This is a genomic window from Embleya sp. NPDC059213 (assembly GCF_042754445.1).
In the GTDB taxonomy this organism is placed as follows: domain Bacteria; phylum Actinomycetota; class Actinomycetes; order Streptomycetales; family Streptomycetaceae; genus Embleya.
Window position 1 is genome coordinate 58,148 of the sequence record NZ_JBHZAV010000024.1, and the last position, 23,324, is coordinate 81,471.

At 71.4% G+C, this 23,324-nt stretch carries 17 protein-coding genes; 8 read left to right on the forward strand and 9 right to left on the reverse strand.

The window, feature by feature from the left end:
* Positions 1-153: 153 nt before the first annotated feature.
* Positions 154-1,146: a helix-turn-helix transcriptional regulator gene (locus tag ACFXMF_RS12505; RefSeq protein ID WP_360313847.1), complete on the reverse strand. Its 993-nt coding sequence runs from the start codon at positions 1,144-1,146 to the stop codon at positions 154-156.
* A 103-nt stretch (positions 1,147-1,249) separates the two neighbouring features.
* On the opposite strand from ACFXMF_RS12505, the gene ACFXMF_RS12510 reads away from it, so the two are divergent.
* A complete protein-coding gene (locus ACFXMF_RS12510) occupies positions 1,250-2,779 on the forward strand; it encodes an MFS transporter (protein ID WP_379992807.1) in 1,530 nt (509 codons plus the stop codon).
* A 268-nt stretch (positions 2,780-3,047) separates the two neighbouring features.
* Here the strand turns inward: ACFXMF_RS12510 and ACFXMF_RS12515 are convergent, their stop codons facing one another.
* Positions 3,048-4,883 carry an MDR family MFS transporter gene (locus tag ACFXMF_RS12515; protein ID WP_360313851.1) on the reverse strand — a complete coding sequence of 612 codons (1,836 nt, stop codon included), beginning with the start codon at positions 4,881-4,883 and terminating at the stop codon, positions 3,048-3,050.
* The gene (locus tag ACFXMF_RS12520) at positions 4,880-5,425 is read right to left on the reverse strand and encodes a MarR family transcriptional regulator (protein WP_360313853.1); all 546 of its coding nucleotides are present in this window, start codon (positions 5,423-5,425) and stop codon (positions 4,880-4,882) included. The genes ACFXMF_RS12515 and ACFXMF_RS12520 overlap by 4 nt, the downstream gene beginning before the upstream one ends.
* A gap of 295 nt (positions 5,426-5,720) precedes the next feature.
* Here ACFXMF_RS12520 and ACFXMF_RS12525 point away from each other — a divergent pair, with 295 nt between their 5' ends.
* The 4 genes from ACFXMF_RS12525 to ACFXMF_RS12540 all read left to right on the forward strand — a co-directional run bounded on the left by ACFXMF_RS12525 (position 5,721) and on the right by ACFXMF_RS12540 (position 11,602).
* Positions 5,721-6,977: a CaiB/BaiF CoA-transferase family protein gene (locus ACFXMF_RS12525; RefSeq protein ID WP_360313855.1), complete on the forward strand. Its 1,257-nt coding sequence runs from the start codon at positions 5,721-5,723 to the stop codon at positions 6,975-6,977.
* A gap of 104 nt (positions 6,978-7,081) precedes the next feature.
* Positions 7,082-8,539 (forward strand): OB-fold domain-containing protein, encoded by a 1,458-nt coding sequence (locus ACFXMF_RS12530; protein ID WP_360313857.1) that lies wholly within the window; start codon positions 7,082-7,084, stop codon positions 8,537-8,539.
* A 2-nt stretch (positions 8,540-8,541) separates the two neighbouring features.
* A complete protein-coding gene (locus tag ACFXMF_RS12535; protein ID WP_360313859.1) occupies positions 8,542-9,735 on the forward strand; it encodes an acetyl-CoA acetyltransferase in 1,194 nt (397 codons plus the stop codon).
* A 232-nt stretch (positions 9,736-9,967) separates the two neighbouring features.
* Positions 9,968-11,602: a SpoIIE family protein phosphatase gene (locus ACFXMF_RS12540; protein ID WP_360313861.1), complete on the forward strand. Its 1,635-nt coding sequence runs from the start codon at positions 9,968-9,970 to the stop codon at positions 11,600-11,602.
* 193 nt (positions 11,603-11,795) lie between these two features.
* Here the strand turns inward: ACFXMF_RS12540 and ACFXMF_RS12545 are convergent, their stop codons facing one another.
* Both ACFXMF_RS12545 and ACFXMF_RS12550 read right to left on the reverse strand, forming a co-directional pair.
* On the reverse strand, positions 11,796-13,214 hold the full coding sequence (locus ACFXMF_RS12545; protein WP_360313863.1) for a hypothetical protein: 1,419 nt from the start codon (positions 13,212-13,214) through the stop codon (positions 11,796-11,798).
* Between the two features lie 232 nt (positions 13,215-13,446).
* Positions 13,447-13,662, reverse strand: coding sequence for a hypothetical protein (locus tag ACFXMF_RS12550; RefSeq protein ID WP_380018031.1), 216 nt, complete (start codon positions 13,660-13,662; stop codon positions 13,447-13,449).
* Between ACFXMF_RS12550 and ACFXMF_RS12555 the strand changes: the two genes are divergently transcribed.
* On the forward strand, positions 13,661-14,548 hold the full coding sequence (locus tag ACFXMF_RS12555; protein ID WP_360313865.1) for an aminoglycoside phosphotransferase family protein: 888 nt from the start codon (positions 13,661-13,663) through the stop codon (positions 14,546-14,548). The genes ACFXMF_RS12550 and ACFXMF_RS12555 overlap by 2 nt on opposite strands.
* 49 nt (positions 14,549-14,597) lie before the next feature.
* Here ACFXMF_RS12555 and ACFXMF_RS12560 read toward each other — a convergent pair whose 3' ends face one another.
* Together ACFXMF_RS12560 and ACFXMF_RS12565 are read right to left on the reverse strand one after the other, a co-directional pair.
* The gene (locus tag ACFXMF_RS12560) at positions 14,598-15,080 is read right to left on the reverse strand and encodes a hypothetical protein (RefSeq protein ID WP_360313867.1); all 483 of its coding nucleotides are present in this window, start codon (positions 15,078-15,080) and stop codon (positions 14,598-14,600) included.
* 194 nt (positions 15,081-15,274) lie between these two features.
* Positions 15,275-15,478 (reverse strand): cold-shock protein, encoded by a 204-nt coding sequence (locus ACFXMF_RS12565; protein WP_020557813.1) that lies wholly within the window; start codon positions 15,476-15,478, stop codon positions 15,275-15,277.
* A 478-nt stretch (positions 15,479-15,956) separates the two neighbouring features.
* Here ACFXMF_RS12565 and ACFXMF_RS12570 point away from each other — a divergent pair, with 478 nt between their 5' ends.
* Positions 15,957-17,318, forward strand: a complete 1,362-nt coding sequence (locus ACFXMF_RS12570; protein ID WP_360313869.1) for a hypothetical protein — start codon at positions 15,957-15,959, stop codon at positions 17,316-17,318.
* Positions 17,319-17,494: 176 nt separating this feature from the next.
* Entirely contained in the window at positions 17,495-19,147 is a 1,653-nt protein-coding gene (locus ACFXMF_RS12575) for an acyl-CoA synthetase (RefSeq protein WP_360313871.1), read from the forward strand.
* 195 nt (positions 19,148-19,342) lie between these two features.
* Here ACFXMF_RS12575 and ACFXMF_RS12580 read toward each other — a convergent pair whose 3' ends face one another.
* Both ACFXMF_RS12580 and ACFXMF_RS12585 read right to left on the reverse strand, forming a co-directional pair.
* Positions 19,343-20,884, reverse strand: a complete 1,542-nt coding sequence (locus tag ACFXMF_RS12580) for an acyl-CoA synthetase (protein ID WP_379990557.1) — start codon at positions 20,882-20,884, stop codon at positions 19,343-19,345.
* Between the two features lie 240 nt (positions 20,885-21,124).
* Positions 21,125-21,949 (reverse strand): oxygenase MpaB family protein, encoded by an 825-nt coding sequence (locus ACFXMF_RS12585; protein WP_379990558.1) that lies wholly within the window; start codon positions 21,947-21,949, stop codon positions 21,125-21,127.
* Positions 21,950-23,324 lie beyond the last annotated feature (1,375 nt).

The window sequence follows — 23,324 nt, forward strand, 5'->3', positions numbered from 1 at the left end:
AACTACACTGCTGTTGTCGTCGCCACCCTATTTTGTTTATAAGCGCCTGGTACACTGTTACAAACCCAGTACCGCCCACCAGTGTTAGCCACGGCCGGGCGCACCGACCCCACCCCCCGCCCCTTCGGCGTTTCTCCGGGTGCGTTCGCCCACTCACGGTCCCGGGTGCGCGTGGGGCGTGCCGGGGACGAAGTCCGGTGCGGTGAGCCGGGCCAGGCGGGCGCGGGTCTCCTCGCTCTGCGGTATGTAGACGCTGAGGCGCTGGCCGGGGGCGGCGGTCAGATCGGTCGGGATGGCGCGCACGTGCAGCACGCCGACGTCCAGGTGGCGGAAGTACTTGACCCGGGTGCGGGTGAGCGAAATCGGGTGGGCCGCCCATGCCTTGGCGAACTCGGGGCTGGCCTCGACCAGTTCGTCGATGAACGCGACCCAGACCGGATCGCCGATGTTGCGGGCGTAGGTGCCGCGCAGCACGCCGACCAGGCCCTGGCACTCCTGGCGCCACTCGTGGAACGGGTTGCAGCACGCGGGTCGGGTGAACAGCTCCCAGATCAGGTTGCGCCGGGCTCGGGGAGCGGCGACCAGGGCCGGGAAGACCTTGGCGTACAGGTCGTTGTAGGCCAGCACGTCGTAGCGCCCGTTCATCACGACCGCGGGCAGCGTGGCGAAGTCGTCGAGCAGGGTTTGGGTGTCGACGTCCACCGCGTTCTCGCTGCGCAGCGTCGCCGTGCTCGGTACGCAGGCCAACCGCTTGACGTGCTCCAGCTCGACGCCGTCCAGGCGCAGCGTGCGGGCGATGCCGCCGATCACCTGCGCGCTGACGTTGATCGGGCGGCCCTGTTCGAGCCAGGTGTACCAGGTGACGCCCACGCCGGAGAGTTGGGCGACCTCTTCGCGGCGCAGGCCCGGGGTGCGCCGGCGGCGGCCGACCGGGAGGCCGACCTGGTCCGGGGTGATGCGCTCCCGGCGGCTGCGCAGGAACGCGCCGAGTTCGGCCCGCGAGGCGGCGCGGGTGGGGCCCACGTATTGCGGCACGGCGCGCTTGAGGGCGGGCGGGTCCGCTCGGTGGGTGTCGCTCGGGTCGAGGTCGGCCCGGTGGCGGTCGTGCTGTTCGGGAACGGCGTCGGTGCGTGGGCTGCCGGTCATCGGTCCATCCTGTGTCCCGGTGCAGGCGATTGCCAGGTGCCTGGTTATACCCGGATAACCAGGCTACTGGTCCGGGTACCCGGGGCCGATCACAGTCGTCTCCATGAACGATACGGATCTGATGTCGGGCAGCGACGCCCGGCGCGAGGGGGACGTGGAGCGGGTGACCACCGTTCTCGGGGGCGCGGGCGAGGAGACGGAGCGGGAACGGGGGGCGGCCCGGCGCGGGGCCGCGAGCACGGTGCTGCTGGTGGTGCTGGTGGCCGGCCAGTTCATGGCGGTGTTGGACGCGTCGATCGTCAACGTCGCGGCGCCGGTGATGCGTTCGGACCTGCATGCGTCGGGGGCCGGCCTGCAGTGGATCATCGCGGGGTACACGATCGCCTACGCGATGTTGTTGATCACCGGTTCGCGATTGGGCTCGATCTTCGGGTACGGCCGGACGTACCTGGGTGGGCTCGGGTTGTTCACGCTGGCCTCGCTGGCGTGTGGACTGGCCGGGTCCACGGGTGAGTTGGTGGTGTTCCGGGGTCTTCAGGGCGCCGGTGCCGCGTTGTTGGTGCCGCAGGTGTTGACGTTGATCCAGCGCCGGTTCGAGGGGCGGCGGCGGACCGCGGCGATGGGCCTCTACCAGACGGCGATCGCGGGTGGTGCGGTCGTCGGGCAGATCCTGGGCGGGGTGCTGGTGAGCGCGGATCTGCTGGGCACCGGGTGGCGGCCGGTGTTCCTGGTCAATGTGCCGCTGGGCGTGTTGTTGCTGGTGGTCGGGTGGCGGGCGTTGGGCGGGGACGGGCCGGATCCTGGGACGCGCACGGGTTGGGGTCGGTTGGACGTGCCGGGCGTGCTGGTGTTGGCGCCGGCGATGCTCGCGTTGGTGGTGCCGCTGGTGATGGGGCACGAGCAGGGTTGGCCGGTGTGGGGTTGGCTGGTGCTCGCGGCGGGGGTCCTCGGGATGGGTGCGTTCGCGCTGGTCGAGCGGGCGGTGGCGGCACGTGGTGGTTCGCCGTTGGTGCCGGGGGCGGTGTTGCGTTCGCCCGGGTTGTTGTCCGGCGGGATCGCGCTGCTGATCGGGATCGCGAGTTACAGCGGGTTCCTGTTCACCCTGGCGCTGCACCTTCAGTCCGGTCTCGGCGACAGTCCGCTGCGGGCCGGGCTGACCTATGTGCCGTGTGCGATCGGGTTCGCGATTTCCGGGCTGGGGTGGGGGCGGTTGCCGGAGCGGATCCGGACGCACGTGGCGTACCTGGGCTTCGCGCTGGTGTCCGTGTCGTACGTCGGCATGGCCGCCTCGGTGCACGGCGGCCGCGACGGCGGCGTGGCGCTGGCGTGCGGCTTGGCCGCGATGGGTCTGGGCCAGGGCGCGGTGATCGGGCCGCTGATGGCGGGCGCGCTGGGTCGGGTGCGGGCCGAGCACGCGGGCGACGCGAGCGGGGTGTTGGTCACGCTGATGCAGGTCGGCGCGGTGTTGGGGGTGGCCACGTACGGGACCGCGTTCTTGTCCGCGACCGGTCCGGGTGCCGCCGCGTCGGCGCACGCGGCCGTGGTGACGTTCGTGGCGCTGGCCGCGGTGAACCTGGGCGCGGCGGTGTGGGCGTGGCGGGTGGTCGTGCGGCGTGGGGCGCACCGGGTCTGATCCGGTGTGCGGCGCTCGGCTCGTGGTGCGGGTGTTCGGGCCGGGGGGGCGGGGCGGGGGGGCCCGCGGGGCGGGGGGGGGCGGGGGGGGGGGCGGGGAGGGGGGGTCGGGGGCGGGGGCGGGTGGGGGGGGGGGGGGGGGGGGTCGTGGGGGGGGGGGCGCCCGGGGTCTGATCGGGTGGGCGGCGCTGGGCTGGGGGGGGGGGTGTCGGGGCCGGCCGGCGGGGGCGGTGGCCCCGTCCGGCCGGTGCGACCGGGGTCGGGCGCGGTCAGTCTCGTTCGGGCCGGCGGCGGCCGACGGCACGTCGGGCGTCCTGTTCCGACGATGGGGGCGCGGCGGATACCGGGCCGGCGGTGGCGGGCTGCTGCGACGGTTCGGCCTGCTCCGAGGCGGCGGTGGCCGCCTGTGCGTCGGCCAGTTCCGCCGCCTCGGCGGCGGCCTTGGCCTGGAGGCCGGACATGGTGCGCAGCGGTACCTCCTTGATGAAGAAGACCAGTACGAACGCCACCGCCATCACGCACGCGGCGATCAGGAAGACCAACTGCATCGCCTCGGAGAAGCCCTCCTTGAAGGGTGCGGCCAGGCGCGGGTCCAGGTGCTGGATGAAGGAGGAGTCGCTGAGCACGCCGGAGCCCTGCGCGCCGCCCGGGTTCGGGTTCCGGACCAGATCGATCACCGGCCCGTTGGCGGGATCGGCGAGCACGGCGGGATCGGCCAGCGCGGACTGGAACGCGGGGGTGCGCACGTCCCGGGTGAACGCCTTGGCGATCTCCCCGGAGACGTTGCTGAAGAGCACGGACAGGAACACCGCGGTGCCGGCGGTGGCGCCCATCTGCCGGAAGAAGGTCGCGGCGGAGGTGGCCACGCCCATGTCCTTCGGCGGAACCGCGTTTTGTACGACCAGGATCAGCGTCTGCATGCACTGGCCGAGGCCGACGCCGAGCAGGACCATGAACAGGCTCGTGGTCACGAGCGAGGTCTCGGCGTCGACGAAGAACGCGAACAGGCCCATCGCGATCGTGGCGATGCCGGTGCCCAGGATCGGGAAGATCTTGTACCGGCCGGTCTTGGAGGTGATCTGGCCGGACAGGATCGAGGAGCCCATCATGCCGACCATGACCGGGATCATCAGCAGGCCGGCCTCGGTCGGGCCGGCGCCCTTGACGATCTGGAAGTACTGCGGGATCAGCAGGAACCCGCCGAACATGGCCATCCCGAAGATCAGGCCGATCAGCGACGCGAGGCTGAAGATGCGGTCGGCGAACAGGCGCATCGGGATCAGCGCGTCCTCGCCCATCCGGTGCTCGACCAGGATCCAGGTGAGCACGCCGATCGAGCCGATCAGGTAGCAGGCGATCGAGGCGCCCGAGCCCCACCCCCACTCGCGGCCCTGTTCGGCGACGATCAGCAGCGGTACGACGCCCAGGGTCAGGGTGGCCGCGCCGAACCAGTCGATCCGGTGCGGGCGGCGGGTGTGCGGGATGTGCAGCACCTTGCCGACCACGAGCAGGGCCACCACGCCGACCGGCACGTTGACCAGGAACACCCAGCGCCAACCCGCGATGCCCAGGATCTCGCCCTGGCCGGCGAAGAAGCCGCCGACGAGCGGGCCGAGCACGCTGGAGGTGCCGAACACGGCGAGGAAGTAGCCCTGGTAGCGGGCGCGTTCGCGAGGCGGCACGATGTCGCCGATGATCGCGAACGCGAGCGACAGCAGACCGCCCGCGCCCAGACCCTGGAGGGCGCGGAAGCCGGCGAGTTCGTACATCGACGTGGAGAACGTGCACGCGGCGGAGCCGACCACGAAGATCGTGATGGCGGCGAGGTAGAACGGGCGCCGGCCGTACAGGTCGGACAGCTTGCCGTACAGCGGCGTGGCGATCGTCGAGGTGATCAGGTAGGCGGTGGTGGCCCACGCCTGCCGGCTGAGGCCGTGCAGGTCGTCGGAGATGGTGCGGATCGCGGTCGAGACGATCGTCTGGTCGAGCGCGGCCAGGAACATGCCGGCCATCAGGCCGTACAGGATCGTCATGATCTGGCGGTGGCTCAGGCCGCTTTCGCTCGCCGCCTGGTCGGGTGCGGCCTGCGGTTTCGTGTCGGTCATGCGGTACGGCCTTCCGGTGCACCGGGCGCGGCGTCGCGCGTGGGTGCCTGGTCTCGTTCGAGGTCGTCGTTGAAGCGACCGAGGAGGTGGACGAGCGTTTCGCGTTCGTCGGCGGACCAGTCGCGGGTGACCCGGTCCAGTTCGGCCTGGCGGCGGGCGCGGTAGATCTCGAACGCCTGGGCCCCGGCCTCGGTTGCCGCGAGCAGGGTGCCGCGACCGTCGCTGGGGTCGGGGCGGCGCTCGACGAGGCCGCGCTGGACCAGCGAGGCGATCTGTCGGCTGACCGTGGACACGTCCAGGAAGGTCATCACGGCCAGATCGGTGACGCGGCGCGGCCCTTCCATCACGAGGTAGGCCAGGAGCAGCCGGTCTCCCCCGTCCGGCACGGGGCCGCTCTCTGCGCGACTGCGCCCCTTGGCGGCGGCCGTGAGCCGCATGAGACGCGCGAGTTCGCGTCCGAGTTCGTCCGGTGCGCGGCCGGCTGTCGGCTCGTCACACGGTGTCGTCGCGGTGTCGATGACCGCCCCCTTGTCGCTCGCCACGCATTAACTGCATGGCTCAACCAACAATAGCGCCTCCGCCCCTCGCGCACCTCCACCGGAAACGCCGCGCGCCCCCCGGATCCGGGCGCGTGACGAGCGGCACGGGACTCGACCCATGCTCATCTGACTGCCCGTCAGCTATGGTGACGAGGTGCCTGTCTCGCGACTATTGGGCACTCGTACGAGGCGCCCGGCAGGCGCTTCGCCGGGTCCCGGGCATCACGGCTGCAGCAGGTTCGGCCGGCCGGTCGACCGCGCGGCACACGTACGACCGCACAACAGGGAGTGAGTGACCATGCGCGTGGGAGAGGTGGCAGGCGCCGACCTGCAACGCTTCGGAAAGCCGCTCGACGGGATCCGGGTCCTGGCCATCGAACAGATGCAGGCGCTCCCCTACGCGACGCAGATGCTCGCCCGCCTGGGCGCGGAGGTCATCAAGATCGAGTCGCCCGTGGTCGGTGAATCCGGGCGCGCCGCGCTGCCGATGATGACCGACCCGCTCGGCCGCCGCGTCGGCGTCACCTTCCTGCGCAACAACCTCGGCAAGCGCAGCGTCACGGTCGACCTCAAGCACCCCGAGGGCCGCGAGATCGTGCTGCGCCTGGCCGAGAAGGCGGACATCGTCTGCGAGAACTTCAAGCCGGGTACGGCCGGCCGGCTCGGCCTGGGCTTCGCGGACATCGCCGCCGTCAACCCGCGTGCGATCTACCTCTCGGTGTCCGGCTTCGGCAACACCACCGAGTCGCCGTACGCGTCCTGGCCCGCGTACGCCCCGGTCGCCGAGGGCATGGCCGGTCTGTACGACTTCAAGCGCGACCCGAACACCGCGCCCGTGGTGTCCCCGCTGGGCGCGCTGGGCGACTCGGGCTCGGCCCTGTTCGCGGTGATCGGCGTGCTCGCCGCGCTGCGCCACCGGGACGCGACCGGCGTCGGCCAGTACGTGGACATCTCCATGTTCGACGCCATGGTCGCGCTGAACGACGCGGGCATCAGCTACTGGTCGATGGGCCTGAAGGACCCCGGCCTGGCACCGCTGATCAACCACTCGTTCCGGGCCTTCGACGGCTACTTCCTGATCCAGTGCGCCCGCCCGCACATGTTCGCGGCGCTCGCCGACCTGGTCGGCAGGCCGCAGTGGAAGAGCGACCCGCGCCTGGCCGGCCCCCAGGAGTGGTTCGACCACATCGAGGACATCCTGCGGCCGGGCATCGAGGAATGGGCGGCGGACAAGTCCCGCCTGCAGGCGTGTGCGGCGCTCAGCGGGGTGGGCGTCGCGTCCGGCCCCGTGTACAACCCCGGCGACGTGATCGAGGACGAGCACGTGCGCAATCGCAACATGATCGTCGAGATGGAGCGCACCGACGGCGACCCGGCACCGGTCCTGTCGCCGGGCAACCCGGTCAAGCTCTCCCGCGTCGCCGAGGGCCCGGAGACCCGGGTGCCCTGGGTCGGCGAACACACCGCCGAGGTGTTGGAGGCCGAACTGGGCCTGTCCCGCGCGGAGATCGACCGCCTCGCGGCCGACGGCGCGATCGGGTTGGAGACCCCGTAGCCGCGCTCCCGAATCCACCCGCACGGCGGCCCGAGCGGCCGACGGCAACGCACGAACGCGACGAACCCGGACGAACCCAAGTGGAACGAGGCGGAAGCGGAGAAATGACGACTGACGGAACCGCAGTTTCGACGGGACGCGGCATCCTCGGATACGGGGCCTATCTCCCCTACCGGCGCCTGGACCGCAAGACCATCGCCGCCGTCGCCGGTACCGGCGGCGGCAAGGGCACCCGCACGGTCGCCTCGTTCGACGAGGACACCACCACCCTGGGCGTCGAGGCGGCCCGCAACACGCTGCGCGCGACGCCCGGGGTCCGCCCGCGCGCGCTGCTGTTCGCGACGGTGGCGCCCGCGTACGCGGACCGCACCAACGCGACCGCGATGCACGCCGCGTTGCGCCTGGACGGCTCGGTGCCCGCGATGGACGCCACCGGCTCGGTGCGTTCCGCGGCGGGCCTGCTCCGGCTCGCCCTGGACGGCGCCGGCGCCGCGCTCGTGGTCGGCGCGGACATCCGGGTCGGCCTGCCCGGCAGCGGCGACGAGGCGGCCGGCGGCGACGGCGCCGCCGCGCTGCTGGTCGGCGGTCCGGCCGAGGGCCCGGTGCTCGCCGAGTACCTCGGCGGCGCGTCCGCCACGGCCGAGTTCGTCGACCGCTGGCGCACCCCCGGCGAGGTGCGTTCGAAGTTGTGGGAGGAGAAGTTCGGCGAGAACAACTACCTCGCCGCCGGTCGGCAGGCGTGGACCGACGCGCTCAAGGCCACCGGTCTGACCGCCGACCAGGTCGACCACGCGGTGATCGCCGGCCTGCACGGCCGCGCGGTCGCCGGGCTGGGCCGCCGGCTCGGGGTCCGCGAGGGAGTCCTGGGCGACGACCTCGCCGGCAGCGTCGGCAACACCGGCGCGGCGCACCCGGGTCTGTTGCTGAGCGCGACGCTGGACAACGCCGAGCCGGGCCGGGTGCTCGCCCTGGTCGTGCTCTCCGACGGCGCCGAGGTGTTCCTCTTCCGCACCACCGACGCTCTCGCCGCCTACCGGCCCACCCGCACGGTCGCCGAGCAGATCGCCGGCGGCGCGCCGCTGCCGTACGGGAAGTACCTCGCCTGGCGCGGGCTGCTCCCGGTCGAGCCGCCGCGTCGCCCCGAGCCCGCGCGTACCTCGTCCTCGGCCGCGGTGCGCTCGGTGGAGTGGAAGTACGGCTTCGTCGGCTCGCGCGATCGCGAGAGCGGCGCGGTGCACCTGCCGCCGCAGCGCGTGTCGATGACCGGTGGCAACGTGGACGACATGGAGCCGGTGCCCACCGCCGACGTGCTCGGCACGGTCAAGACGTTCACCGTGGACCGGATGGCCTACTCGCCCAGCCCGCCGGTGGTGTTCGCGGTCGTGGACTTCGACAACGGCGGCCGGCTGCCGATCGAGCTGACCGACATGGACGCGACCGAGGTGGCCATCGGCGACCGGGTCGAGCCGACCTTCCGCCGGCTGGGCACCGCCGACGGCATCCACAACTACTTCTGGAAGGCCCGCCCCGTGCGGACCGCCCGAGCCGCCGAGGAGGCATAGGCATGGGATCGCACGGCATCAAGGACCGCGTCGCCATCATCGGGATGGGCTGCACCCCCTTCGTCGAACACTGGGACCGGGGCACCGACGACCTGCTGATCGAGGCCACCACCGAGGCGTTCGCGAACGCCGGCGTGGACAAGGAGCAGGTCGACGCCTACTGGCTGGGCACCGCGCAATCCGGGATGTCCGGGCTGACGCTGGCCAAACCGCTGCAGTTGCAGGGCAAGCCGGTCACCCGCGTGGAGAACATGTGCGCGACCGGATCCGACGCGTTGCGCCAGGCCGCGTACGCGGTCGCCTCCGGCGCGTACGACGTGGCCATGGCGGTCGGCGTGGAGAAGGTCAAGGACGGCGGCTTCCAGGGCCTGAACGCGTTCCCGATCCCGGGTGACGGCACCGCGCGCACGCTCACCGCGGCGGCGATGTTCTCGATGGTGGTGCCCGCGTACGGCGACAAGTACGGCGTGTCCGAGGCGGAGATGCGCGACGTGTTGTCGCACATCGCGGCGAAGAACCACTACAACGGCGCCCGCAACCCGCGCGCGCAGTTCCGCAAGGAGATCGCCCCGGAGAAGATCTCCGCGATGCCCAAGCTCGCGGGCCAACTGGGCGTGTTCGACTGCGCGGGCGTCGCGGACGGTGCGGCGGCGGCGATCGTGGTGCGGGCCGAGGACGCACACCTGTACACGGACAAGCCGCTGTACATCAAGGCGCTGTCGCTGGTGGCGGGCAACGGCTCGGGGGTGATCGACCCGGAGTACGACTACACCACGTTCCGGGAGATCGCCGCGTGCGCCGAGGACGCCTACCGGCAGGCGGGGGTGCGCAACCCGCGCGAGGAACTGGCGATGGCCGAGGTGCACGACTGCTTCACGCCGACCGAGCTGGTCCTGATGGAGGACCTGCGCTTCGCCGATCGCGGCACCGCGTGGAAGGACGTGCTGGCGGGCGCGTTCGACCTGAACGGCCGGCTGCCGGTGAACCCGGACGGCGGATTGAAGAGCTTCGGCCACCCGGTCGGCGCGTCCGGGCTGCGGATGATGTTCGAGGCCTGGCTCCAGTTGCGCGACGAGGCGCCGGCGGACCGGCGGATCCCGGCGGACGGGCGCAAGCTCGCGCTGACCCACAACCTCGGCGGGTATCCCGGCGACATGGTCTCGTTCATCTCCATCCTGGGCAACGAACTCGGCTGACCCGCTTCGCCCGTGCGTCGTTCGAGGATGTCGAGCACGTCGGGAATTGCTCGTCACGGCTGGTGAGGGGCTCGATCGCGGTCGCGATCGGGCCCCTTTCGCCATCTCCGGACACCGGAAATGGGCAATCTGCCACAAGCATCACGGTTACCGTGGTTTCATCCGCGTCCGGGCCCTTGATGTGCGACAGTCATTGCACCCTGCCACCTCATGCCCGGAGGAGCGCGAGCGGATGCGCGAACGGCCCGAACACCCCGTGGACGGCCCCCTCGTGGTGGATCCGGCGCAATGGCTCGCGCACATCGGCCGGATGCGCGCCGAACTCGACGCCCTGCGCGGCGGTTTCGGGCTGCGCCCGGGGCCGGTCGGCTTCACGGGAGCGGCCCCGGGCGCCGCTGTCGCAGCCGGCGCCGGTTCGGGCGAGGACGCGGCGGCCGTCGAGGAGGCGCGTCGGCGCGGGTTGTTGTGCGATCTGCTGGCCGGCAGCCTCGGGCAGGCGGCGGAGTATCTGGCCCGGCTGACTCTGGACACCGACGATCCCGAACATCGACAGGCCGACGATCCGGGTCCGGCGACCAGCACGCCGGCGCGCAGCACGGTCCGGCCGGCGGACGTGGGGCCAGGCACTCCGTTCGGACCCGACGACGGGGACGACACGGCGTTGCCCTGGCGGCACCTGCGCCGGTTGTTCGTCGAGCCGGACCCGCACGGGCTGTTGCCCGAGCAGCGCCACACCGCCGCGACCGAGGGGCCGGGCTCGGGTCCGGTGGCCAGCGCCGAGTGGCACCTCGATCGCGACGACGTGCGCTGGTCCGACGAGATGTACGCGCTGTTCGGCCGCGACCGCGCGCTCGGCCCGGTGCCGCTGGCCGAGTTGGCCGGGCACACCGCGGTCGAGGACCGGGCGTTCGTCGCGGAGCTGGTACGCGAGCTGCTCGAACACGCGAACGGCGCCGAGGGGGAATTCCGAATCGTGCGTGCCGACGGCACCCGGGTTTTCGTGCAGTTCGTCGGCGAGCCGGTGCTCGGCGCGGACGGGACCCCGCACGCGGTCTGGGCGTTGCTCCGCGACATCACCGAACTGCGGCGCACCCAGGAGGCGTTGACCCGGACCCGGGCACAACTGCTGACCCAGCGTCGGCTGGTGCGTTCCGAGCACCGGGTCGCCGCCGAGCTCCAGCGCGTGGTGATGCCGTGGTGGACCCGGCCGATCCGGCTGCCCGGGATCGAGGTGGCCACCCGCTACTTCCCGGCCGAGCAGGACTCCAAGGTCGGCGGCGACTGGTACGACGCGCTCGCGTTGCCGGGCGGCGACGTGCTCCTGGCGGTCGGCGACATGTCGGGGCACGGAGTCGCGGCGGCGTCCGGGATGACCACGCTGCGCGGCGCGTTGCAGGGGGTGGCGATGACCGGGGCGGGGCCGGCGGCGATGTTGGCGGCGCTGAACCGGATCGTGGTGCACACGCTGCCGGCGGACAAGGTGGCCACCGCCGTGTGCGCGCGCTTCGAGCCGGTGGGGCGGGTGTTGACCTGGGCACAGGGCGGCCATCCGCCACCGCTGCTGTATCGGGACGGGGCCGGGCGGGCGCTGGCGACGCCGTTCGGCGTGCTGCTGGGCGCGCTGGACGAACCGGAGTTCGTCGAGGCCCGGGTCGAACTGCTCGCCGGGGACGTGCTGTTGATCTTCACCGACGGCCTGGTCGAGCGGCGCGGGCGCGGCACGGAGGAGGCGGTGGACGCGCTCCTGGGCCTGGGCCCGCGGTTGCTCGGCGCGGATGCCAGGACCTGCGTGGACGTGGTACTGAGTCGGCTCGGGCACACCCGGTACGAGGACGACGCGTGCGTGATGGCGGTGTGCGTGCGGTAGCACCCCGCTCGGCTCGGGACGGCTTTTGCCCGCCTGCCCACCCGTTGCATCGGGTGGGCAGGCGGCGGGAGGCATGTTCGGGGCAGGGTGCTCCCCCCTCGCGGACCGGGTGCTCGCGACAGGCTTGGACGGCGTCGGTCTTGGACGGCGTCGGTGGGAGGGCTGCGGAAGGCATGCGTTCGGGGCCGGGTACTCAGGCCTCGCGGCCGAATTCTTCGCGGAAGGCGTGGATCTCCGGGACGTCGCGGTAGCGGTCGGTGAGTTTGCGCAGGACCTCCAGGCGGTCCCAGGTGCGTTTGGAGCTCACCTCGCCGGCGGCGCGGACCGCGAGGCGCGCGTGGTGCGCGCCCTGCTCGGGTCGGCCGTCGAGCAGGCACGCGGAGGCCAACGAGATCAGGTCGAAGGTCTTCGAGCGTTCGTGACCGCGGGCCCGCAACTCCAATGCCTTCTCCGCGTGTTCCTGAGCCCGGCCGGCGGCGGTGGGGTCCACCTCGGCCAGCGTGCGGTAGACCAGCGCCTGCATGCCGTGCAGATCGGCCGCATCGAAGAAGGCCACCCAGTCCGGATCCTCGTCCGGGCGCGACCGGGCGAACTCCGCCTCGGCCCGGCCCAGGGTGCGCCGGCAGTCCGCGGCCCGGCCGAGCGCGGCCTGCGCCCACGCCTCCACGGTGTGGAACATCGCGCGTGTGGTCGCCCCCGCCCGCTCGCCCGCCGTGCGCTGCGCCAACTCGATCAGCGCGAGCGCGTCGGCCGGACGCTCCAGGTGCACCATCTGCCGGGCGGCGCGCGAGAGCGCCTCGGCCGCGCGCGGCAGGTCGCCCGCCTCCCGGGCGGCGTGCGCCGCGATCACGAAGTAGTTCTGCGCGGTCGGGTCCAGACCCACGTCGTGCGACATCCAACCGGCCAACGCGGCGAGGTTGGCCGCCACGTTCCACAACCGGCGGGTGATCGGCATCGGGTTGGGATAGGTCAGCAGATTGCCGACCTCGTTCAACTGTCCGATCACCGCCTTGCGTTGCAGCCCGCCCCCACGATCCGCGTCCCACATGCGAAAGACGGTGACCGCGTTCTCCAGCGCGGTGACCTCCTCGGCGCCGATCGGGCCCGCGTCGACGAGTCCGTACGACACCGGATCGGCGAGCGCGCCGCGCGGATGGGACAGGCCGAGCCCGGGGTTGAGCCACCGCTCGAAATTGGCCACCAGGGCCGGACCCGCGACGAGCGCGAACCCGCTGCCCGCGAAGCCGTGCCGGTTGAGCATCAGATCCATGCCGGTGAACTCGGTCAGCGCGGTCACCGTGCGCTCGGTGCTCCACGGCAGATCCTCCTGCACCACCTGCGCGTTGTGCCGGGGGCGACCGGTCAGGCCGAGGTCCTCGGAGGTGACGACACGCCCGAGCCGCTCGGTGAAAAGCGCCGCCAGGACCCGGGGCACCGGGTCCCTCGGCCGCTCGCCGTCCTCCAGCCAGCGCCGGACCCGGGAGGTATCCGTGGCAAGCTGAGGATGGCCCATCGCGGCGGCCCGACGGTTGACCAGTCGGGCGAGTTCGCCCTTGGACCACCCGGTCAGGGCGAAGAGGTCCACCAGTTTGGTGTTGGGTTCCCGGCGCATTGCAAACCGCCCGTTGATGTGGGGACCGTGGCTCGAAAGCGCCCTGTAGGAGGTCGCTCGCCGGACCGAGGCTAGCCGGGTCCGGAGCAGCCGGCTCCGATTCGCCATGGTTCGCCAGGGCTCGCCACGTGGATCACCACCCGGATCTCGGAGTGTTGTGGATGGTGGATCCGGCACGTGGGCCCCCACCCGCCGCGCGGCCGGGTCCACCCTCTCGGCAGCGCAGGAAGGTCTACATGTCATCCACGACGTCCACCACCCCCGGCCGCCCGACCAATCCCGGTTCCGCGACCTCACGGCCGGGCACACCCGGTCCGAACAGGCGTACATCCTCCGGTGGTTCGGCGCCCGGCACGGTGGCGTCGACGAACCCCGCGGTCGCGGCGAACGCCGCGGTCGCCACCGGTCCGGCCCCGGCCGGCGGAGCCGGCCCTGGAGTGCCTCGCATGCCGCAACAGATTCCGGGGCCGGAGGCGGTCGCCGCGCTCACGGCCCGACTCTGTCCCGGCTTCACCGCCGGCGCGGTGCTGCGCCGGACACCGCGTTCGCTGCTGCTGTCCGGTTCGGTCGGGCGCGGCCCGGTCGTGGTCAAGTATCTGACCGACGCCTCACCGCACTGGCTCCAGCGCTTTCGGCACGAGGTCAACGCCTACCGCACCTTCACCCGGCAGCGGCCGCCGGTCCGGGTGCCGCGACTGATCGCCGCCGACCCCGAGCGGCGCATCCTGGTGATGGAACACGTGGCCGGCCGGCCCGCGGCGAACGAACGCCACCCGGGCACCGCGATGGCCCGCGCCGACGTCCGCGCCGTGTTGCACGCGTTCACCACGCTCAACCGGTGGAAGCCCCCGCCCGGGTCGTTCCCGCTCGCGTTCGACTATCCGGCCCGCGTCGACCGCTACCACAAGCTCGGCCTGCTCACCGACCGCGACGCCGGCGACCTGGCCCAACTCCTGCGCGGCCTCAGCCGGGTGCCCGCGCAGTTCTGCCACGGCGACGCGGTGTTGTCCAACGTGCTGCTGACCGCCCAGGGCGCGGCGCTGGTCGACTGGGAGTCCTCCGGCTACCACCTGCCCGGCTACGACCTGGCGGTCCTGTGGACCCTGCTGGCGCGGGACCCGATGACCCGCCGCCAGATCATCCAGACGGCCCAACAATCGGGCTCCCTGTCCCGGGACGCGTTCCTGGTCAACCTGATGCTGGTGCTCGTCCGCGAGATCCGACTCAACGACGTGGGCCCGGTCGGGGAGGACCAGCGCCGGCTGCTGCGCAGGCTGCACGACGACTGCGGGATGGTCCGCCGGGCCGTGCGCGCGGCCATCGGCACCCGCTAGTGGTCGTGGCCGCCCGGCGCCGGCGGGATCGCCCCGCCGTCCCGCTCGCTCAGCCGCCGAAGGTGTCCGAAGGGATCGGCTTGAGCAGTTGGAACACGTCGTCGGTGATCGGGCGGTCCCAGGTCACGATGCGCACCATGACGTTGTCGCTGCGGTCGAACTCCACGCAGGCCAGGCGCCCCTCCGCGTACTTGACCTTGCGGATGATCAGCAGGTCGTCGCCGAGCATGATCGGGGTGTCCTCGGTGGACAGCTCCTCGGGCATTTCCTCGTGCCCCAGGGCCGCGACCAGCTGTTGGGCCTCGATCCGGCCGACGCCCTCCTCGCGCGCGGGCGAGCCCGGCGGCAGGTTGCCGATCAGCATCGCCGGACCGCGGTTGGCCAGCAGGTCGTAGCGGACGAAGATCCCCTGGCAACTGCCGTCCTCCCCCGGCAACATGGCCACGATCACGGAGCCGGGCCAGTCGGTGAACGGGATGGCAAGAACGTCGAAATCCGGCCCGGACGGGGGGCGGCGGCGCAGGAAACCCATACAGACATGCTAGTGGCCCCTCACCATGCCGCCGGCCACGCATGATCCTTGGGCGACATCCGAGCGGGAACACGAATCCACCGAAGATCGCCCAAAGCACGACGAATCGCCCCGAAAACGCCCCAAGGCCCGCACCCTGCACGGGCGCGGGCCTTGCTAGGTCTGCGGTCCGTCGCCGGAGCCGCGGGACCGATTCAGAGCGGGCGAACCATCTCGGCCTGAGGGCCCTTCTGGCCCTGCGTGACCTCGAACTCCACGCGCTGGTTCTCCTCCAACGAACGGTAGCCGTTCGTCTGAATGGCGGAGAAGTGGACGAAGACGTCTGCGCCGCCGTCGTCCTGCGAGATGAAGCCGTAGCCCTTGTCGGCGTTGAACCACTTGACCGTACCGGTGGCCATGTCTTGATTCCTTCACGTAACCCACAGACACCACACCTCGTGATGCCCGGGTCGCGAACCGTCGAGTGGTCCCACTCCCCGCGTTACCCCGGGATGCCCTCGCTGTGAGGAGCGAAAAACGCCCACGGCTGTTGATGTCCGCAGGCGTTGGACGTGCGAGGGAACTACATCTACTGCTGCAACCGCGGACAACGCTACATGCCAACGAGTGCTCCGCAACAGCCCTTCGCAGTGCGAATCCGACCGTCACCAATGCGGCCAACGGGGGGCATAGCCGGCACACGTCGCTCGGTTCATCCGCGCGGGTGACACAACTGGGCGCAACCGAGGGCTGACCAAGCGTCAGTCGCGGGCCCTCGCCGGCCGCCTGCCCGTCACTTTCCGAACACCCTTCGAACACACGGATGTTCACTCGGCCTTCGCATCACCGCCATCGGTTCATGGTTGGCCCTTCGCGCCGTCTGTCTACCGTTTCGGCATGGCCGCACCGACCGCCCTACCCGCGCCCCCGACGCCCGCGTACGTGCCATCGCCGCCGCGAGTCGCGCCGGTCGCGCCGCCCCCGGATCGGACGCCGCGCATTCGACTGCGCCGGTTGCGCCGGGTGGGTGCGGCGCCCGCCCGGGTGTACGGATTCGCCGCGCTGATCCTGGCCGGCCTGGTCGCCTTGACCGCGGTGATCGCGGTCGGCGCCGGCAACGCCCGGTCCGGACTCGGCGAGGTCGCCGACACCTCCGCACCGCGGGCCGCCGTCGCGGCGGATCTCTACTTCGCGCTCGCCGATCTCGACGCGCAGGTCGCCAACGTGCTGCTGGTCGGCTCGGACGAGCAGGTCGGCAACCGGCAGTTGGCGCTGCGGCAGATGCGCGAGCGGCGTAGCCGGATCACCGCCGACATCCAGACGCTCGCCTCCGGCGGCGCGCCGGTCGGCACGTTGATCGACGGACTCGGCCGCTACGACGCCTACGTCGCACAGGCGCGCCTGGCCGACGAGCAGGTCCAGGAACGCCCGGCCGGGCGCCCGCCGACGTCCGCGCTCAACTACTTCGCGAGCGCGACCAGCATGCTGCACGAGGATCTGCTGCCGGCCGCCGACGCCCTGGGTCGTGGCGCCGAGGAAAAGCTGGCCTCCGACGCGGACTCCGACCGCACGCACGCCCGCTGGGCGGCGCTGGCGGTCGGCGCGGTGGGTGTGTTGCTGGTGGTCGTGCTGATCGTCGGCCAGATCCGCTGGGCCCGCCGCTTCCACCGCGTCCTGGCACCGGGGCTGGCCGCGGTGACCATCGCGGTGGCCGCGCTCACCGGCACCGCCGTAGCCCTGTTCACCGACCACGCCGCCCGGTTGCGCGACGCGCAGACGCAGGCGTTCGACCCGTTCCTGGCGCTGGCCCGGGCCCGGGCGACCGCCTCGGACGCGAACGCGGACGAGAGCCGGTTCGTGATCCTGCCCGACCGTGCCCGCTCGTACAGCGAGAGCTTCGCCGCCAAGTCCGCGCAGTTGGAGCGGATCGTGCCGAACCAGCGGGTGGCCGCGCGCCTGGATGCCTTCCGCCGCGACGACCGGGCGCTGCGCGCGGCGGTCGCCGAGGGCCGGCTGGATGTCGCCGTCGGCCTGGCCACCAAGGTCGGCCGCGGCAACCTGGCCTTCGACTTCTACGACTACCAGACCGCGTTGGCCCAGGTCGCGGACGCCGAGCTGGCCGACTTCGAGGACCGCACCGACCGCGCCGACGACGCGCTGACCGGCTGGCCGTGGGTGCCGATCGGCGTGCTCGGGGTGTGCGTGGTGCTGGTGGCGGCGAGTGCGCGCCCGCGTCTGCTGGAGTACGCACAGCGCTGAGCCGCGGCGCCGCCGGTCCGGCGTGTCGACGGCCCCGCCGGTCCGGCGTACCACCCCTGCCCACATCTTTGCCGCAGTCAAGTGTTCGCGGCGGTCGACAGCGTCACAGTTTCCCGAGGCCGTCCAAACGATATTGCCTCTGGAATATGGCCGGGCCCACGCCTTACGCTCCGCCCATGGAATTCAACCTTGCCGACCTCTTCGAGCGCGCGGCCGGGGAATACCCCGAACGCGAGGCGATCGTCGCGAACGGTGAACGCCGTACATATGCCCTTCTGGAGGAGCGGGCGAATCGCCTCGCCCATCACCTCCGGGACTCCGGCGTGCAGCCGGGCGACCATGTCGCGGTCTACGCCTTCAACATCATCGAATGGGCGGAGGCGATGCTCGCGATCTACAAGATCCGAGCCGTCTGCATCAATGTGAATTTCCGCTATGTCGCGGATGAGCTGGCCTATCTGCTGGATCAGGCCGAACCGGTCGCGCTGGTCTTCCAGCGGCAGTTCACCGACCGGGTCGCCGAGGTCGCGCCCAAGGTCGCCTCGCTGCGCCACCTGATCGTGGTCGAGGACGGCACCGAGCCCGACCCGGCCGGGGTCACCGCCGAGTCGCTGGGCGCGGTGCGCTTCGAGGACGCGATGGCGGCCGGTGCGCCCGAGCGGGACTTCGAGCCGCGCTCGGCCGACGACCTGTACCTGCTGTTCACCGGCGGGACCACGGGCCTGCCCAAGGGCGTCGTGTGGCGCCAGGAGGACGTGATCTTCGCCCTCGGCGGCGGCATCGACCCCACCAACGGCGAGCGCATATCCCGGCCCGAGGAGATGGTCGAGAAGGGCCGCAACGGCCAGATGACCACCTTCCCGATCGCGCCGCTGATGCACGGCGCGACCCAGTGGGGAGTGCTGCAGAACCTGGCCAAGGGCCACCGCGTGGTGCTGATCGACAAGTTCGACGCACACGGCGTGTGGGAGACCGTGGTCGCCGAGCGCATCAACGTCATCCTGATCACCGGCGACGCGATGGCCCGCCCGCTTCTGGAGTCGCTCGCCGAGCCGCGCGACGGGCGCGAGTCGTACGACCTGTCCTCCCTGTTCGCCCTGTCCTCCAGCGCGGCGCTGTTCTCGCCGTCGCTGAAGGAGGAATTCATGGAGCGCCTCGGCATCGTGGTCAGCGACGCCATCGGCGCCTCCGAGTCGGGCGCCAACGGCGTGGGCGTCGCGGTCAAGGGCCAGACCGAGCAGCAGAGCGGGATCACCGTCAAGGCGGTCCCCGACTCGGTGGTCCTGGACGACGACCTCAACCAGCTCCCGGCCGGGGTCGTGGGCCGACTCGGCCGCAAGGGCAACATCCCGCTCGGCTACCTCGGCGACCCGGTCAAGACCGCCGAGGTCTTCCGCACCGGCCCGGACGGCACCCGCTACGTGGTACCCGGCGACTACGCCCGCCTGGAGGGCGACGGCCGGATCACGCTCCTGGGCCGCGGCTCGGCGACGATCAACTCCGGCGGCGAGAAGATCTTCACCGAGGAGGTCGAGGGCGCGGTCAAGGCCCACCCCGAGGTCTACGACGCGATCGTGGTCGGCGTCCCGCATCCGCGCTGGGGCCAGACCGTCGCGGTGGTCGTACAACCGCGCGAGGGCCGAACGCCGAGCCTGGCGGACATCCAGGAGCACTGCCGCACCAAGATCGCCGGCTACAAGGTGCCCAGGGTCATGCGCATCGTCGAACGGACCCAGCGCACACCCACCGGAAAGCCCGACCTGCCCTGGGCACTCGCGGTGGCGTCCGCACCGGACGGCGCAGCCGAATCCGAAACCGAATCCGCTTAGCGGACCGCAGTTGCCGAGCCGCGTGGCGGGACAGGGTTCGCAATCCGCCCGGCGGCACACGGTTCGAACCGGAACAACACGGTTCGAAAAAATTAGCCGCATCGATCCGAATCGGTGGAGTACCGATTCGGATCGATAAAGGAAAAGCCGAATACACCGCCCGGGTAATCCCGGGCGGTGTATTCGTCTCTCGACTCAGACGGCCCGCTCGCGACCCTCCCAATAGGGATCGCGCAACCGCCGCTTCTGCAACTTCCCATTCGGGTCGCGCGGCATCGCGTCCACGAAATCGACGGTGCGCGGGCGCTTGTACGTGGCGAGTTGCTCGACACAGAACGCGAGCAGTTCCCCGGCCAGTTCGGGGTCGGCGACGAAGCCCTCGTTGGCCTCGACGACCGCCTTGACCTCCTCGCCCCAGTCCTCGTGCGGGATGCCGAACACCGCCGCGTCACCGACCGCGGGGTGTCGCAGCAGGGCGCTCTCGATCTCGGCGGGGTAGATGTTCTGCCCACCGGAGATGATCATGTCGATCTTGCGGTCGCGCAGGTACAGGTAGCCGTCCTCGTCGAGCAACCCCACGTCGCCGACGGTGAACCAGTCGCCGATCCGACCCTTGCGGGTCTTCTCCTCGTCCTTGTGGTAGTTGAACCGGCCGGCCCGCATCAGCATGTACACGGTGCCGATCTCGCCGGCCGGCAGCCGGTTGTCGTCGTCGTCGAAGATGCCGATCTCGCTGATCGGCCACGCCTTGCCCACCGTCCCGGGCCGGTCCAGCCACTCCTGCGCGGAGCAGAAGGTACCGCCGCCCTCGCTGGCGGCGTAGTACTCCTCGACGCACAACCCCCACCACTCGATCATCCGCCGCTTGACGTGATCGGGACAGGGCGCGGCACCGTGCACGGCGTGCCGCATGGACGACACGTCGTACCGGGCCTTGATCTCGTCGGGCAGTTGCAGCAGTCGGTGGAACTGGGTCGGCACCATGTGCGTGTGGGTGACCTTGTACCGGTCGATCACCCGCAACATCTCCTCGGGCCGCCACTTCTCCATCAACACGACGGCGTGGCCGATGTGCAGCGACTGCTGCGCGTGCTGGAGCACGGCCGTGTGGTAGAGCGGCGAGCCGACCAGGTGCACGTTGTCGTCGTGCGGCTTGACGCCGTAGATCAGCAACGTGCCGCCGTAGCGGGCCTCTTCGGGCGATCCCCCGGACAGCGGCCGGCGCACGCCGCGCGGCCGGCCGGTGGTGCCGGAGGTGTAGTTCATCGTCATGCCGACGCTGCGCTCGGCCGGCGGCTCCGCCGACCGGCCCTCGCTCAGTTCGGCGAACGGCCGGAAGCCCGGCACCGCGCCGACCGCGAACCGCGCCTCGGCAGGCACCTTCGCCTCGTCCGCCGCGGCCGCGATGGTGTCCGCGAACCGCTCGTGGCCGATCACCACCTTGGACTCGCTGTCCGCGAGGATCCAGGCGATCTCGGGCCCGACCAGGTGGTGGTTCACCGGCACCATGTAGAGCCCGGCCTGCGCCGCCGCCATGTACGCCACGATGTACTCGGCACAGTTCGGCAGGATCACGCTGAACACGTCACCGGTGCCCAACCCCGCCGCCCGCAACCCGTGCACGAGCCGGTTCGACGCGGCGAACAACTCCCCCGCGGTCCACTCGGCGCCATCGGGGTCGACCAGCGCGAGCCGGTCCGGATTGGCCTGCGCATGGGCCCAGAAGCCGTTCGCCACGTGCGGTTCCCTTCGAGCTGACCGGTTACTTGACAATGTCTGACATTGTGACGGGCCGGCGCCTAGAAAGAAAGGGGACCTTACTTATTTGTGGGTGACTTCTCCCCGGCCGCGGGTCCCTTGGCGGTGGTCTGTGCTGTGGTCTCAGTGGCGGTTCCGCGTGGTGGCCTGGGTGGCGGTCCGCTCGGTGATCTGAGTGGTCGTCTGTGTGGCAGCCCGCCGGACGGTGTCAGCGACGCTTCACTCTGCGGCACCGATCCCGGGCAACCGTGCCACCGACGGCTCGGCCTCCGGGCCGAGCCGCTGCATCGCGCCCTTGATGTGCGGCGACGGGTACGCCATACGAATCAACGGCGTGGCTGCCCCCATCACCCGCCGCAGCCCCTTGAGCCCGGGCCGCGCCACCGACGAGGGCAGGCCGCGATACCCGTACAGCTCCTTGGCCCAGCGCGGCAACGCCGCGTACGCCAACTCCGAGAGCTGGCGCCACAACACCTCCCGCCCGAGCACGAGCACGAACGGCACCGGCGGCCGACGCAGGAAATCGAACACGCTCTGCGCCTCGTCCGACGAAGCGAGCACGGGCCGAACCTCCGCGAAGTAGCGATCCAGCTCGACCACCGACCCCGGCACCTCCGCCCCCGGCAGCCCCACCAACTCGGCGGAGCGCCGCTGCTCGTCCAGGTACAGATCGGCCAGCTCGTCGGTGAACGGGAACCCGGCCTGCCTGGCGACGGACAGGTACGACCCGACCTCGGCGCAGTGGATCCACCGCAGCAACTCAGGCTCGTCTATCCGGTACGACTGCCCCGTCTCGGGATCCACCGCCCTGATCACAGCGTGGATCCGCCGCACCCGAGCCCCGGCCGCCTCGGCTTCCCCCCGCGTCCCGTAGGTCGTCACGCCGATGAAGTCGGCGGTACGAATCAACCGACCCCAGGGATCCTTCCGAAAGTCGGAGTTCTGCACGACACCGCGCACAGCCCTTGGGTAGAGGGCCTGGAGATACAGGGCTCGCACGCCCGCCACCCACATGACGGGGTCGGCGTGCAGTTGCCAGGTCACCGAACTTGGACCGAAGAGCCCTACATCGGGGCCGCTTTCGACGTCGGGGCCGTTGGCGGCGTTGGGGCCGTTGGCGGCGTTGGGGCCGTTGGCGGCGTTGGCGGCGTCGGGGCCGTCTACAGCGTCAGGGCCCTTTCCGGCGTCGGGCCAGTGCTCGGCATCCGCATCCGCGACGTTTCCGATGTCCCTGACCTGCCGTGAATCAACCACCGGCACACCTTCCCGAACCTGGTCCGCACCTGCACCTGGGACTACGAGGGTACGAGCCACGCCCGGCGGGCGGATGGATCCGGCGTGGGCGGGACGTGGGAGTTGCGTCTTGGTTGGGTTGGGTGCGGGTGGCCTTGTGCTAAACGGTCGGCGTGGATCGGCGGAGGTGGGCCTGGCCCCAGGGTCACCGGCGGCCGGGAGCCTTGGGTTTCCCGGCGAGAGGTGGGTGTTGCTCGGCGGGAAAGGCGCTGGCAACGGCGGAGCGGGTGGGTGCTTTCGTCGGGTCGGCCGGGGGACCTTTCGAGTGGGCCGGGCGCTTGCGGCGGGCGGTCGCGTCTTGGTCGGCGGCGGGTGGCCTTGTGCTAAACGGTCGGCGTGGATCGGCGGAGATCAGCCCGGTCCCACGGTCACCGGCGGCCGGGAGCCCTGAGTCCTCCGGCGAGACGCGGGGTGTTGCTTGCCGGAAAGGCGCTGGCAACGGCGGAGCGGGTGGGGCGGCCCGGTGAGGTCCGCCGGGGAGCCTTTCCGAGTGGGTCGGGTGTTCGCGTCCGGCGGTTGCGTCTTGGTCGGCGGCGGGTGGCTTTGTGCTAAACGGTCGGCGTGGGCTGGTGGAGGTGGGCCCGGTCCCGTGGTCGCCGGTGGCCGGGAGCCTTGGGTTTCCCGGCGAAAGGTGGGTGTTGCTCGCCGGAAAGGCGCTGGCAACGGCGGAGCGGGAGGGTGCTTTCGTCGGGTCCGCCGGGGGGCCTTTTCGAGTGGGTCGGGAGCGTTTCGGTGGGCGTTTCGGGTCGGGTGGCCGGGTGGAGGGCTGTCTGAGGGCTTGGAGGGTCACGATCGGGATCTCGAGGCTGCTTGGCACGCTCGGGTTTTCGCTGACCTGCGGTTTTGCGGGGCCGTGCGGCGTGAGTGCGTGTCGCGGGCCGGTTTGTGAATGCCGGTGGTGGATTGCGTGTGGGCGGGGGTTCTCGGTGGGCGTTTCGGGTCGGGTGGCGGGAAGGGCGGCCCGGTGAGGGGCGCCGGGAGTCTTTCCGGGGGGGTCGGGTCTGTTCCGGTGGGCGTTTGGGGTCGGGGCAGTCGAGCGGGAGGCCGTCCGAAGGCCGTCTCAGGGGTTCGAGGGTCACGATCGGGATCCCGGGACTGCTTCGAGCGCGCGGCTTCCCGCTGACCT

What these genes read in the sequence shown, in the direction of transcription:
- ACFXMF_RS12510 (WP_379992807.1), top strand. Translation starts at nt 1,250, where the DNA reads ATGAACGATACGGATCTGATGTCGGGCAGCGACGCCCGGCGCGAGGGG.
- ACFXMF_RS12570 (WP_360313869.1), top strand. Translation starts at nt 15,957, where the DNA reads ATGGCCGCACCGACCGCCCTACCCGCGCCCCCGACGCCCGCGTACGTG.
- ACFXMF_RS12540 (WP_360313861.1), top strand. Translation starts at nt 9,968, where the DNA reads ATGCGCGAACGGCCCGAACACCCCGTGGACGGCCCCCTCGTGGTGGAT.
- ACFXMF_RS12535 (WP_360313859.1), top strand. Translation starts at nt 8,542, where the DNA reads ATGGGATCGCACGGCATCAAGGACCGCGTCGCCATCATCGGGATGGGC.
- ACFXMF_RS12545 (WP_360313863.1), bottom strand. Translation starts at nt 13,214, where the DNA reads ATGCGCCGGGAACCCAACACCAAACTGGTGGACCTCTTCGCCCTGACC.
- ACFXMF_RS12550 (WP_380018031.1), bottom strand. Translation starts at nt 13,662, where the DNA reads ATGCGAGGCACTCCAGGGCCGGCTCCGCCGGCCGGGGCCGGACCGGTG.
- ACFXMF_RS12565 (WP_020557813.1), bottom strand. Translation starts at nt 15,478, where the DNA reads ATGGCCACCGGTACGGTCAAGTGGTTCAACGCCGACAAGGGCTACGGC.
- ACFXMF_RS12525 (WP_360313855.1), top strand. Translation starts at nt 5,721, where the DNA reads ATGCGCGTGGGAGAGGTGGCAGGCGCCGACCTGCAACGCTTCGGAAAG.
- ACFXMF_RS12560 (WP_360313867.1), bottom strand. Translation starts at nt 15,080, where the DNA reads ATGGGTTTCCTGCGCCGCCGCCCCCCGTCCGGGCCGGATTTCGACGTT.
- ACFXMF_RS12515 (WP_360313851.1), bottom strand. Translation starts at nt 4,883, where the DNA reads ATGACCGACACGAAACCGCAGGCCGCACCCGACCAGGCGGCGAGCGAA.
- ACFXMF_RS12530 (WP_360313857.1), top strand. Translation starts at nt 7,082, where the DNA reads ATGACGACTGACGGAACCGCAGTTTCGACGGGACGCGGCATCCTCGGA.
- ACFXMF_RS12575 (WP_360313871.1), top strand. Translation starts at nt 17,495, where the DNA reads ATGGAATTCAACCTTGCCGACCTCTTCGAGCGCGCGGCCGGGGAATAC.
- ACFXMF_RS12555 (WP_360313865.1), top strand. Translation starts at nt 13,661, where the DNA reads ATGCCGCAACAGATTCCGGGGCCGGAGGCGGTCGCCGCGCTCACGGCC.
- ACFXMF_RS12505 (WP_360313847.1), bottom strand. Translation starts at nt 1,146, where the DNA reads ATGACCGGCAGCCCACGCACCGACGCCGTTCCCGAACAGCACGACCGC.